Origin of the sequence: Pseudomonas sp. CFBP 8758 (assembly GCF_014841725.1) — a bacterium.
In the GTDB taxonomy this organism is placed as follows: domain Bacteria; phylum Pseudomonadota; class Gammaproteobacteria; order Pseudomonadales; family Pseudomonadaceae; genus Aquipseudomonas; species Aquipseudomonas baltica.
This window is the reverse complement of record NZ_JACYUK010000012.1, coordinates 16523-29168: the sequence shown is the minus strand read 5'-3', so window position 1 is coordinate 29168 and position 12646 is coordinate 16523. Positions and strand designations below refer to the sequence as shown.

The window sequence follows — 12646 nt, the reverse complement described above, 5'->3', positions numbered from 1 at the left end:
GCCGGTGGGAGCCTTGCCCATGACCGCATACAACGACACCTTCGGCCAGCCGCTGCTGACCTTTCCCGACGCCGACAAGAGCCCGCTGAGCATCCGCGCCAAGGCGCTGGTGTTCGTCGATCCGCGCTCGCGACGCTTGCGCGAGGAGCTCGAGCGGCTCGCGCCCAAGGCACTGCCGGTGCTGATTCAGGGTGAAAGCGGCACCGGCAAGGAACTGCTTGCCCGCCACATTCATCGCGGCAGTGATCGTGGCGGCCTTTTCGTCTCGGTCAATTGCGGCGCGATCAGCCCGACCTACGCCGATGCCGAGCTGTTCGGCTACAGCGCAGGCGCCCACAGCGGCACGGCCAGCAGCCGGGCCGGATGGTTCGGCTCGGCCAACGGCGGCACGCTGTACCTGGACGAGATCGCCGACCTGCCGCTGGCGATCCAGACCAAGCTGCTCGCGGCGTTGGAAACCCGTGAAGTGACCCGCGTCGGCGCGGCCCAGCCCAATCCCGTGGACGTGCGCCTGGTGGCGGCGTCGAGCATCGATCTGGGCCAGGCCGTGGCCGCGGGGAAATTCAACGAACGGTTGCACGCCTATCTGGGCGAAGGCCGCCTGACCTTGCCGCCGTTGCGCGAGCGGACCGGCGATATCCTCGCCCTGGCCGAGTATTTCCTGGGCATCTACAGCCACCGTCTGAACCTGGCGGTGCCGCTGATCAGCGCCGATGCGCAGCGAGCGCTGGAGCGCCACGATTGGCCCGGCAATACCCGCGAGCTGGAAAACGTCATCCATTTTGCCTTGCTGGTCAGTCGCGGCGACGAGATCCTGCCCGAGCATCTCAATCTGCCAGCGGCCGCGAACACGGACCTGCTCGTGCATATCGAGCAGCTGTTGACGCAGGCCGCCGAGCACGCCGAGCCGGTTGCTTTGGCAGCACTGCTGAACCGCAGCGTCGAGCGCTTGCGTAAAAAGGCATAAGCAGCAAACTAAAAGGTATTTGTAGGAATATTAATTCCCGGTATTGTCCGCGCAAGGCTGGCCGATTGCTGCCGCCGCCACCCAATTTCAAGGACTTAGCATGAAAAAGGCTTTGCTGTTCACCGCTCTGGCGGCCTCCCTGTCTTTCGGCCTGGCCAACGCGGCAGAAAAACTCGTGATCGCCGCCACGCCGGTTCCCCACGCCGAGATCCTCGAGCTGATCAAGCCGACCCTGGCCAAGGAAGGCGTCGAGCTGGACATCAAGGTGTTCACCGACTACGTGCAACCCAACGTACAGGTGAACGAAAAGCGTCTGGACGCCAACTACTTCCAGACCCTGCCGTACCTGGAAAGCTTCAACAAGGGCAAGGGCACCAACCTGGTCACCGTGATCGGCGTGCACGTCGAGCCCTTCGGCGGTTACTCGAAGAAGGTCAAGTCGCTGAGCGAGCTCAAGGACGGCGCGACCGTCGCCATCCCCAACGAGGGTAGCAACAGCGGCCGTGCGTTGATCCTGCTGCAGAAAGCCGGCCTGATCACCCTGAAGGACCCGAGCAACGCCCTGGCCACCCCCAAGGACATCGCCAGCAACCCCAAGAACCTCAAGTTCAAGGAGCTGGAATCGGCCATGCTGCCGCGCGTGCTGGACCAGGTCGACCTGGACATGATCAACACCAACTACGCACTTGAAGCCGGCCTGAACCCGGCCAAGGATGCCTTGGTGATCGAAGGATCGGATTCGCCTTACGTGAATTTCCTGGTGGCCCGTCCGGACAACAAGGACAGCCCGGCCATGCAGAAACTGGCCAAGGCGCTGACCAGCCCCGAAGTCAAAGCCTTCATCGAGAAGAAGTACAGCGGCGCGGTATTGCCGGCGTTCTGATTCCCGAGTGTGACAACGGTTCACCTGAGCGCCGACAGCTTGTACAGTGTCGGCGTTTTGCTTTGTCCGGGCAGGGCCATTCCCGGCAAATGAACCTCGCATCACGGCCACAGTCGCATACACACCTGGCATCACAGCGCACGCAAAGGAGCCTGCATGGCTGGTCCTCGTTGGAAGGTTGTAGGGGTTTCCCTTTTGTTGGTTGCGCTGGCGGGGTGTGGTGAAGACAAGCCCATCGAGCCGACGCATCCGCGCGTGCGCGTGGAGAATGTACAGAGCGGCGAGTTCGCCGCTGCGGTCAATCTCACCGGCGATGTGCAGGCGCGCATCCAGACCCAGTTGTCGTTCCGCGTCGGTGGCAAGATCATCCAGCGGTTGGTGGACGTGGGCGATCATGTCAGCGCACGGCAGGTGCTGGCGCGCCTGGACCCCAAGGACCTGCAGACCAACGTCGATTCGGCCAAGGCTGCAGTGGCCGCCGAACAGGCACGTGTGAAACAGACATCGGCGGCCTTCGTGCGCCAGCAGAAGCTGCTGCCCAAGGGCTACACCAGCCAGAGTGAATACGACTCGGCCCAGGCGGCGCTGCGCGGTGCGCAGAGTTCGTTGGCGGCGGCGAGCGCCCAGTTGGCCAATGCCCGTGAACAACTGAGCTACACCGACCTGGTGGCCGACGCCCCAGGCGTGATCACTGCCCGCCAGGCCGAGGTTGGCCAGGTGGTACAGGCCACTGCGCCGATCTTCGGCCTGGCCCGCGATGGCGACCGCGATGCGGTATTCGACGTGTACGAGTCGCTGTTTGCCCAACCGGCCGGCCAGCAGCCGATCACCGTCAGCCTGCTCGACGAGCCGGCGATCAAGACCACCGGCACGGTGCGCGAAGTCACCCCAGCGGTGTCCGCGCAGACCGGTACTGTGCGCGTGAAGATCGCCCTGCAAGGCCTGCCCAAGGGCATGGACCTCGGCTCGGTGGTCAACGCATCGCTCAACGGTCCGGGCAAGACCAGCGTCGAGCTGCCCTGGTCGGCGTTGACCAAGGACATCGCCGAGCCTGCCGTGTGGGTGGTGGGGGAAGGCGACAAGGTCAATCTGCGCAAGGTCGACGTGGGCCGTTACCTGACCGGCAAGGTGGTGATCGCCGATGGCTTGAAGAACGGCGACCGCGTGGTCGTCGCCGGCGGGCAGTTGCTGCACCCGGACATGCAGGTGGAAATTGCCGAGGAGCGCCAGCCATGAAGGCGGTGATCGCGTTGTCTGCGGCCGTGCTGTTGCTGGCAGGCTGTTCGAAGGAAGAGCAAGCTCCCGAGCCGATCCGCCCGGTGCTGTCGGTCGAGGTCAAGGGCCTGGACCAGCAGAGCCTGGGTCGCTTCGCGGGCAATATCCAGGCGCGCTACGAAAGCACGTTGGGCTTTCGCGTATCGGGGCGTATCGCCCGGCGTGCGGTGGATGTCGGCAGCCAGGTGGAGAAGAACCAGCTGCTGGCCACCCTCGATCCGACCGACCAGCAGAACCAGTTGCGCTCGAGCCAGGGTGATCTGGCCCGCGTGCAGGCGCAGTTCATCAATGCCCAGGCCAATGCTCGCCGCCAGCAGGAGTTGTTCGACCGTGGCGTCGGTGCGCAGGCTGGCCTGGACATCGCCCAGACCGACCTGAAGACCGCCCAGGCCTCGCTCGACCAGGCCAAGGCCGCCGTCAGCCAAGCCAGGGATCAACTGGGCTATAGCGAGCTGCGCGCCGACCACGCCGCCGTGGTCAATCAATGGAAAGTGGAAGTCGGGCAAGTGGTGAGCGCCGGTGAAGAGGTGGTGGTATTGGCCCGTCCCGATATCAAGGAGGCGGTCATCGACCTGCCCGACGGGCTGGCCGAAACCCTGCCCGAGGGCGTGGAGTTTCGTGTGCAGTCCCAGCTCGACCCGAGCGTTGCCACCACTGGCACCCTGCGTGAGCTGGAGCCGCGGCCCGACAGTGCCACGCGCACCCGGCGCGCACGCCTGACCCTGCGCGAAAGCCCCGCCGGCCTGCGCCTGGGCACGGCGATCAGCGTGACCTTGAGTTCAAGCATCGCGCAGCGCCTGGAATTGCCGGAGACCGCAGTGCAGGAAGTCGATGGCAAGACCCAGGTGTGGCTGGTGGACGTCCAGAACAAGACCGTCAACCCGCGCCCGGTCACCGTGCTCAGCCGCGACCGTGGCGTTGTAGTGCTGGGCAGCGGTGTGCAGGCGGGTGAGCGCGTGGTCAGCGCTGGCGTCAACAGCCTGAAACCCGGGCAGAAAATCAAACTGGACGAGGCGAGCCGGCAATGAAGGGAAGTTTCAACCTGTCCGACTGGGCGCTCAAGCACCAGTCCTTCGTCTGGTACCTGATGTTCGTCGGCCTGCTGATGGGCGTGTTTTCCTATTTCAACCTGGGCCGTGAAGAAGACCCGGCGTTCGCCATCAAGACCATGGTCATCCAGAGCCGCTGGCCGGGCGCGACCCAGGATGAAACGCTCAAGCAGGTCACCGACCGCATCGAAAAGAAGCTCGAAGAGCTGGACTCCCTGGACTACGTGAAAAGCTACACGCGGCCTGGCGAGTCGACGGTGTTCGTGTACCTGCGCGACACCACCAATGCCAAGGCGATTCCAGAGATCTGGTATCAGGTGCGCAAGAAGGTCGACGATATTCGCGGCACCTTCCCCCAGGGCCTGCAGGGGCCTTCGTTCAACGATGAATTCGGTGACGTGTTCGGTTCGATCTACGCCTTCACTGCCGACGGCCTGAGCATGCGGCAGCTGCGCGACTACGTGGAGCAGGTGCGCGCCGAGATCCGTCAGGTCGACAACCTGGGCAAGGTTCAGTTGGTGGGCCAGCAGGACGAAGTGATCTACCTGAATTTTTCCACGCGCAAACTGGCCGCGCTGGGCCTGGACCAGCAACAGGTGGTCGGCGCGCTGCAGGCACAGAATGCGGTGACGCCGGCGGGCGTGATCGAGGCTGGGCCGGAACGCATCTCGGTGCGCACCTCGGGCCAGTTCAAGTCGGAAAAAGACCTGGAAACGGTCAACCTCAGGCTCAACGACCGCTTCTACCGGCTGACCGATATCGCCGACATCGAACGTGGCTACAAAGACCCGGCCGCGCCGATGTTCCGCTACAACGGCCAGCCCGCCATCGGCCTGGCCATCGCCATGAAAGACGGCGGCAACATTCAGGAATTCGGTACCGCGCTGCATGCGCGCATGAACGCGTTGACCGCGCAGTTGCCGGTGGGCGTGGGCGTGCACAAGGTTTCGGACCAGGCCGAGGTGGTCGAGAAGGCCGTCGGCGGGTTCACCAGCGCGTTGTTCGAGGCTGTGGTCATCGTGCTGATCGTCAGCTTCATCAGCCTGGGCGTGCGCGCTGGCCTGGTGGTGGCCTGCTCGATTCCGCTGGTGCTGGCCATGGTCTTCGTGTTCATGGAGTACAGCGGCATCACCATGCAGCGTATTTCCCTGGGGGCGTTGATCATCGCCCTGGGCCTGCTGGTGGACGATGCAATGATCACCGTGGAAATGATGGTCACTCGCCTGGAAGCGGGCGACAGCAAGGAGGAGGCGGCTACCTTCGCTTACACCTCTACCGCATTCCCGATGCTCACGGGCACTTTGGTCACAGTGGCCGGCTTCGTACCGATCGGCTTGAACGCCAGCTCGGCCGGTGAGTACACCTTCACCCTGTTTGCCGTTATCGCGGTGGCCATGCTGGTGTCCTGGGTGGTGGCGGTGCTGTTCGCACCGGTCATCGGCGTGCACATCCTGAGCAAGAACGTCAAACCCAAGCCGGAGCAGCCGGGGCGTGTCGCGCGCTGGTTCCACAGTGGGCTGCTGGGCTGCATGCGTCATCGTTGGCTGACGATCATCGGCACGTTGCTGCTGTTCGCTGCGGCGCTGTTCTGCATGCGTTTCGTGCAGAACCAGTTCTTTCCTTCGTCCGACCGCCCGGAAATCCTGGTGGACCTGAACCTGCCGCAAAACGCTTCGATCAACGAAACGCGCAAGGCAGTCGACCGCCTCGAGGCTACGCTCAAGGATGATCCGGACATCGCGCGCTGGAGCACTTACATCGGTCAGGGCGCGATCCGTTTCTATCTGCCGCTGGACCAGCAGTTGGAGAACCCTTACTACGCCCAGTTGGTGATCGTCAGCAAAGGCCTTGAGCAGCGTGGCGCGCTGACCGAGCGTTTGAAGAAGCGCCTGCGCGAAGACTTCGTCGGCATCGGCACCTACGTCCAGGCGTTGGAAATGGGGCCGCCGGTGGGCCGGCCGATCCAGTATCGGGTCAGCGGCAAGGACATCGACCAGGTGCGCAAGCACGCCATCGAGTTGGCAACCTTGCTGGACCAGAACGCGCACGTCGGCGAGATGATCTACGACTGGAACGAGCCGGGCAAAGTGCTGCGCATCGACATCGCCCAGGACAAGGCGCGGCAGTTGGGCTTGTCGTCCGAAGACGTGGCCAAGCTGATGAACACCATCGTCAGCGGCTCGGCGGTGACCCAGGTCAATGACGATATCTATCTGGTCAACGTGGTCGGCCGTGCCAACGACGCCGAGCGCGGTTCGCCGGAAACCTTGCAGAACCTGCAGATCGTCACGCCCAGCGGCACCTCGATTCCGCTGCTGGCCTTCGCCACCGTGCGCTACGAGCTGGAGCAGCCGCTGGTGTGGCGGCGTGATCGCTTGCCGACCATCACCTTGAAGGCGGCGGTCAGCGACGATATCCAGCCGACCGATCTGGTGGCCCAGCTGAAGCCCGAGATCGAGAAATTCGCCGAAGGCCTGCCGGTGGGTTACAAGGTGGCCACCGGTGGTACGGTCGAGGAAAGCGGCAAGGCGCAGGGACCCATCGCCAAGGTGGTGCCGTTGATGCTGTTCCTCATGGCGACCTTCCTGATGATCCAGCTGCACAGTGTGCAGAAGATGTTCCTGGTGGCCAGTGTGGCGCCGCTGGGCATCATCGGTGTGGTGTTGGCGCTGGTGCCGACCGGAACGCCCATGGGCTTCGTGGCGATTCTCGGGATACTGGCGCTGATCGGCATCATCATCCGCAACTCGGTGATTCTGGTGACCCAGATCGACGCCTACGAGCGCGATGGCTACAAGCCGTGGGATGCCGTGCTGGAAGCAACCGAGCATCGCCGCCGGCCGATCCTGCTCACGGCGGCAGCCGCCAGTCTGGGCATGATCCCGATTGCCCGCGAGGTGTTCTGGGGCCCGATGGCGTACGCGATGATCGGCGGGATCGTGGTGGCGACCTTGCTCACCCTGTTGTTCCTGCCGGCGCTGTATGTGGCCTGGTACCGGATCAAGGAAGACGAGCGCGAGGGGAAGGAGGCTTGATTCAGGTTGGGCAAAAGAAAGTAGGGTGCTCCGTCTGAGATACCGCAGCGTGGCGTTCGCGGCCACGGACCGCTCCTACGCAGGACATTATCCCCTGTAGGAGCGGTCGTTGGCCGCGAAGGCCCGCCACGAACCCCCCGTAGGAGCGGTCAGCGGCCGCGAAGGGCGCATCTCGGTTCCGCGACTAGCGCTTGTTGAGCACCCGCGCCAATCGGTCGCCGCCGAACTGGATCAGGGTCACCAGGGCCACCAGCAACACGATGACCGTGAGCATGATCTGGCTGTCGAATCGCTGGTAGCCATAGCGGTAGGCGATGTCGCCCAGCCCGCCGGCACCGATCGCACCAGCCATCGCCGATGAATTGATCATGGTCACCACGGTGATGGTAAAGCCGGCCACGATGCCCGGTCGCGCTTCGGGCAGCAGCACGTGCCAGACGATGTGCCAGCGTCGGCAGCCCATGGCTTGCGCGGCTTCGACCAGGCCATGGTCGACCTCGCGCAGGCTGACCTCGGCAATCCGTGCAAAGAACGGCGTCGCTGCGATGGTCAACGGCACCACGGCCGCCCACACGCCATAGGTGGTACCGACGATCAACCGGGTAAACGGGATCAGCGCCACCATCAGAATGAGAAACGGCACCGACCTGAACAGGTTGACGAACGCGCCCAGCACGCGGTTCAGCGCGGGCGCCTGGTAGATACCGCCACGGTCGCTGGTGACCAGCACCACGGCCATCACCACGCCCACGGGCAGCGCGATCAACGAGGAAACGCCCACCATCAGCAAGGTGTCCAGGGCGCCCTGCAACAGACGATCAAACCACATAGCCCAGCTCCTCTACCCGTTGTGCCCATTGCCCGGCGCGTTGCAGCAGATGCTCGCGGTCGTGGGGCGAATTGCTTACCGCCACGACCAGATTGCCCAGTGCGCGACCTTGAATCCGTTCGATACCGCCCTGCAGCAGGCTGACCTGGCCACCCAGCAGGTTGAACAACGACGACAGGTCCGCCTCGCCGGCCTGTGCCCCGGTCACGCGCAGTCGCAATACCAGCGCTGCGCCAGGCGTTGCAGGCGTGCTGCGCAGACGGGCGCGCAGTTCCTCGGGCAGGCCGTGTTGCAGCGGGGCCAGCAAGGTCCGACTGACCTCATGCTGAGGGTTGCCGAACACCTGCCACACCGGGCCCTGCTCAACCACCTGGCCGCCTTCGAGCACCACCACGCGGTCGCAGATGGCGCGGATAACGGCCATTTCGTGGGTGATCAGGATGATCGTCAGCCCCAGCCGCTGGTTGATATCGCGCAACAGGGCGAGGATCGACTCGGTAGTCTCCGGGTCCAGCGCCGAGGTGGCTTCGTCGCAGAGCAGAATCTGCGGGTCGTGCACCAGCGCCCGGGCGATGCCGACACGCTGCTTCTGCCCGCCGGACAACTGCGCCGGATAGGCGTCGCGCTTGCCTTGCAGGCCAACCAGTTCGAGCAGTTCACCGACCTTGCGCCAGCGCTCGGCCTGGGGCACACCGGCGACCTTGAGCGGCAACTCGACGTTCTGCCACACGGTTTTCGCCGACATCAGGTTGAAGTGCTGAAAGATCATGCCGATGCGCCGTCGCAGGGCCACCAGGCGGTCCTCGTCGAACTCGCCGATGTCCACCTGATCGACCAGCACGCGCCCGCTGCTGGGCTGCTCAAGCCGGTTGATGGTGCGGATCAGCGACGACTTGCCAGCGCCGCTGCGGCCGATGATGCCGAACACTTCGCCACGCTCGATGTTCAGGTCGATGCCCTGCAGCGCCTGCACGGGGCCCTGGGCGCCCTCATAGGTCTTGCCGACGCCGATGAAACGCACCAGCGCATTGGCCAGTTGTGGATGCAGTTCCAGCGGCTCGGCAGGCCGGGCAAGGCCGGCGGTAGCGGCCAGCCTGCGTTGCACATTGGTGGTGGGCATGCTCACTCCTTCCAGCCGACTTGGTAGAGTTTGCCGTTGACCTTGTCGAGCGAGGCGCGCACCACCGGCGAATGCTGGTAGATATCGATGAACTTGGCCAGGCGCGGATCGTCCTTGCGCTCGGGCTTGATCACGAACTGGATCACGTACTCGGGATGGTCGAGGCCGTCGAACAGCAGCGCCGAGCCTGCATCGAAGGTTTTGGACAGGCGAATGTAGGCCGGGTAGCCCTGCACCAGATCGGCGTCATCGTAGGCGCGCACCAACTGCACCGCCTCGACCTGGAGAATCTTCAGGTTTTTGGGGTTGGTGAGAATGTCCTCTTCGGTGGCCTTGTAGCCAACCCCCGGCTTGAGGGTGATCAAGCCAGCCTTGGCCAGCAGTTGCAGGCCTCGGCCGCTGTTGATCGGGTCATTGGCAATGGCGACGGTCGCGCCCTTTGGCAGTTCGTCGAAGCTTTTGTAGCGTTTGGCATACAGGCCGACGTTGTTGATGATGCCCGGCGCATACGGCACCAGATCGGTGCCAGCCTGGGTATTGGCGTTTTCCAGGAACGGCATGTGCTGGAAGTAGTTCACGTCGATGTCGCCGGCGGCCAGGCTGACGTTGGGTGCGATCCAGTCGGTGAATTCCACCAGCTTGACGGGCAGGCCCTGTTTCTTGGCTTCCTCCACGGCGCTTTCCAGGGGGATGGCGAACGCGGCGGTGGTACCGACGATCAGCGGCTTGTCATCGGCGGCATGGGCCAGGCCGGCGAGGAGGGTGAGGGCGAGGGCGAGGAGCAAGGTGGGTTTGAGCATGTTGGGTTTCCAGTGATTTCTTGTGTTGTTTGGGGTGGCCTCTTCGCGGGTAGAACCCGCTCCCACATGAGCGTGCGCTCGTTGATTGTGGAAGCGGGCTGCCCGCGATGAGGTCCGATCAGGCACCGCGCTTGTAACTGAAGCCAGCATGCCCTTCAGGCAGCCCCGGGCCCTGGCCGAAGACCTTTTCGCGCAGCGTGCCCTGGGCATAGGCGGTCTTGTACGAACCGCGTGCCTGCAGCACGGGAATCACCAGGTCGATGAAGTCGGCGTAGCTTTCCGGGGTCACCGTGCGGGTCAGGTTGAAACCGTCCAGGCCGGTCTCGGCGATCCAGGCTTCAAGGTCGTCGGCGACCTGTTCCGGGTCACCGACCAAGGTGATGTAGCGCCCGCCCAAGGCGTGCTGATCGAGCAGCTTGCGCCGGGTCCAGTCGTTGTTCTGCAAGGTCTTGGTGGCCGACTCGATGGCATTGCCCTTGACGTACTCAATGGGCTCGTCGAGTTCGTAGCGGGCGAAGTCGATTGCCGTGGAGGCGGCGAAGTGGGCGACACCGGCCTCGGCGCTGGCGTAGCTGCGGTATTCGTCATGCTTGGCCCGGGCCTGCGCCTCGGTGGCGGCGACGATGACCGTCAGGCCCATGAAGACTTTCACCGCCTGCGGGTCGCGACCGGCTGCGCGGGCGGCGTTGCGGACCTTGTCCACCTGCTCGCGGGTGGCCTGCTTGTTCTGCCCGCTGATGAACACGCACTCGGCGTGCTGACCGGCGAACTGCAGGCCGCGTGCCGAACTGCCCGCCTGGAACAATAGCGGCGTGCGCTGCGGTGAGGGTTCGCACAGGTGGTAACCCTGGACGCGGTAGAACTCGCCTTCATGCTCTACCTTGTGGACCTTTTCCGGCTGGGCGTAGATGCGCCGTTCGCGGTCCTCGATCACGGCATCGTCTTCCCAGCTGCCTTCCCAGAGTTTGTACAGCACCTGCAGGTATTCCTCGGCCTGATCGTAGCGACGGTCGTGCTCCACCTGGTGGGTCAGGCCCATGGCCTTGGCGGCGCTGTCCAGGTACCCGGTGACGATGTTCCAGCCCACCCGGCCACGGGTCAGGTGATCGAGCGTGGACAGGCGCCGGGCGAACAGGTACGGCGCCTCGTAGGTGAGGTTGGCGGTCAGGCCGAAACCCAGGTGGCGGGTAACCGCGGCCATGGCCGAGACCAGCAGCAACGGGTCGTTGACCGGCAGCTGGATCGACTCCTTGAGCGTCACGTCGACCGAGTCCTGATAGATGTCGTAGACCCCGACGATGTCGGCGATGAACAGGCCGTCGAACAGGCCGCGCTCCAGCAACTGGGCCAGTTCGGTCCAGTATTCCAGCGTCTTGTACTGGCTGGAGGTATCGCGCGGATGGGTCCAGAGGCCGTGGTTGATGTGGCCCACGCAGTTCATGTTGAAGGCGTTGAGCAGGATCTGTTTCTTGCTCATCAGATCGTCCCCCGGCGTGGTGGCAGCTGGTCGTTGAGGTAGTAGTTGCCGATGGCGTGGTACTTCCAGCGCACCGGGTCGTGCAGGGTGTGTACGCGGGCGTTGCGCCAATGCCGGTCGAGGCCGTGCTCGGCCAGCGTGGCCTGGCTGCCCGCCAGCTCGAACAGGGTGCTGCCGGCGGCCAGGGAGATTTCGGTGCTCAGCGCCCGAGCCTCGGCCACGGCAATCGAGGCGGCGCCGACGTTTTCCGCGCTGGGCTCGGCCTGCGCCTTGTCGAGCACCTCGCCGGCACGCTCGAGCAGGGCTTCGGCGGCATGCAGACGGACTGCCAGATGACCGAAGCTCTTGAGTGACAGCGGGTCTTCCACGGCTTTGTCGCTGGTGGCGTCGATCCATGGCCGAGTGTGGGTGCGGACGAACTGCAAGGCGTCCTCGAACGCACCGCGGGCAATGCCGGTGTCGATCGCGGCATGCAGGATCTGCGCGAACGGGCCGACCGTGGTGGGCCGTTCGAACGCGCTTTGAAACGGCACGATGGCGTCGGCGCTGACCCAGACATTGTCGAACACCACCGAGCCGCTGCCCGTGGTGCGCTGGCCGAAGCCGCTCCAATCGTCGATGACCTGTACACCGGCACTGTCGGCGGGTACGAAAGCCAGTTGTTGCACGCCCTGTTCATCGACCACCGAGGTAGGAATGCACTGGGCATACAGCGCGCCGGTGGCGTAGAACTTGCGACCATTGATGCGCAAACCGTCGCCGTCGCGGGTCAGGCGCGTGGTGCGGTCATGGGCGGTTCGCGTGCCCAGTTCCGCCAGGGCGTTACCCAGCCGCTGGCCTGCCAGCACGTCGGCGTACAGGCGCTTTTGCTGCGCCGCGCTGCCGTTGATGCGCAGCACTTCCAGGGCATAGAAATGATTCTGTGGGATCTGGCCCAGCGAGCCGTCGGCGGCGGCCAGCAAGGCAATGACCTGGGCCAGGGTGACGTTGGACACAGCCGCTCCGCCGAATGCCTTGGGCACGCTGATGCCGCCCAGGCCAGAGCGAGAGAACAGCGTCAGTTCGCCATGGGGCAGCAGCCGTTCGCGGTCGCGCAGGGCGCTGTCGCGTTGCAACAGGGGAGCCAGTTGGCGGGCAACGTCCAGGGCCTGTTGGTCGTTGGCGATCAATGCGACGCCGTCGAGGGGGTGGGGCAATGAGCTCATGCTGAT

At 64.4% G+C, this 12646-nt stretch carries 10 protein-coding genes; 5 read left to right on the top strand and 5 right to left on the bottom strand.

Annotation, left to right across the window (positions count from 1 at the left end):
- Nucleotides 1–19 precede the first annotated feature (19 nt).
- The 5 genes from IFT75_RS20505 to IFT75_RS20485 all read left to right on the top strand — a co-directional run bounded on the left by IFT75_RS20505 (nucleotide 20) and on the right by IFT75_RS20485 (nucleotide 7209).
- Nucleotides 20–967 (top strand): sigma 54-interacting transcriptional regulator, encoded by a 948-nt coding sequence (locus IFT75_RS20505; protein ID WP_122480630.1) that lies wholly within the window; start codon nucleotides 20–22, stop codon nucleotides 965–967.
- Nucleotides 968–1067: 100 nt separating this feature from the next.
- Nucleotides 1068–1850 carry a MetQ/NlpA family ABC transporter substrate-binding protein gene (locus IFT75_RS20500; RefSeq protein WP_122480629.1) on the top strand — a complete coding sequence of 261 codons (783 nt, stop codon included), beginning with the start codon at nucleotides 1068–1070 and terminating at the stop codon, nucleotides 1848–1850.
- Nucleotides 1851–2006: 156 nt separating this feature from the next.
- The gene (locus IFT75_RS20495; RefSeq protein WP_122480628.1) at nucleotides 2007–3086 is read left to right on the top strand and encodes an efflux RND transporter periplasmic adaptor subunit; all 1080 of its coding nucleotides are present in this window, start codon (nucleotides 2007–2009) and stop codon (nucleotides 3084–3086) included.
- Nucleotides 3083–4153, top strand: coding sequence for an efflux RND transporter periplasmic adaptor subunit (locus IFT75_RS20490; protein WP_192056522.1), 1071 nt, complete (start codon nucleotides 3083–3085; stop codon nucleotides 4151–4153). The genes IFT75_RS20495 and IFT75_RS20490 overlap by 4 nt, the downstream gene beginning before the upstream one ends.
- A complete protein-coding gene (locus IFT75_RS20485; protein ID WP_192056521.1) occupies nucleotides 4150–7209 on the top strand; it encodes an efflux RND transporter permease subunit in 3060 nt (1019 codons plus the stop codon). The genes IFT75_RS20490 and IFT75_RS20485 overlap by 4 nt, the downstream gene beginning before the upstream one ends.
- A gap of 184 nt (nucleotides 7210–7393) precedes the next feature.
- On the opposite strand, the gene IFT75_RS20480 is transcribed toward IFT75_RS20485, so the two are convergent.
- The 5 genes from IFT75_RS20480 to IFT75_RS20460 form a co-directional block, all read right to left on the bottom strand.
- Nucleotides 7394–8038 carry a methionine ABC transporter permease gene (locus IFT75_RS20480; RefSeq protein WP_122480625.1) on the bottom strand — a complete coding sequence of 215 codons (645 nt, stop codon included), beginning with the start codon at nucleotides 8036–8038 and terminating at the stop codon, nucleotides 7394–7396.
- Nucleotides 8028–9158, bottom strand: a complete 1131-nt coding sequence (locus IFT75_RS20475) for a methionine ABC transporter ATP-binding protein (protein ID WP_192056520.1) — start codon at nucleotides 9156–9158, stop codon at nucleotides 8028–8030. The genes IFT75_RS20480 and IFT75_RS20475 overlap by 11 nt, the downstream gene beginning before the upstream one ends.
- A gap of 2 nt (nucleotides 9159–9160) precedes the next feature.
- Nucleotides 9161–9958: a MetQ/NlpA family ABC transporter substrate-binding protein gene (locus IFT75_RS20470; RefSeq protein WP_192056515.1), complete on the bottom strand. Its 798-nt coding sequence runs from the start codon at nucleotides 9956–9958 to the stop codon at nucleotides 9161–9163.
- Between the two features lie 118 nt (nucleotides 9959–10076).
- Entirely contained in the window at nucleotides 10077–11435 is a 1359-nt protein-coding gene (locus tag IFT75_RS20465) for an LLM class flavin-dependent oxidoreductase (protein ID WP_192056514.1), read from the bottom strand.
- Nucleotides 11435–12640, bottom strand: a complete 1206-nt coding sequence (locus IFT75_RS20460) for an SfnB family sulfur acquisition oxidoreductase (protein WP_192056513.1) — start codon at nucleotides 12638–12640, stop codon at nucleotides 11435–11437. The genes IFT75_RS20465 and IFT75_RS20460 overlap by 1 nt, the downstream gene beginning before the upstream one ends.
- Nucleotides 12641–12646: the final 6 nt, after the last annotated feature.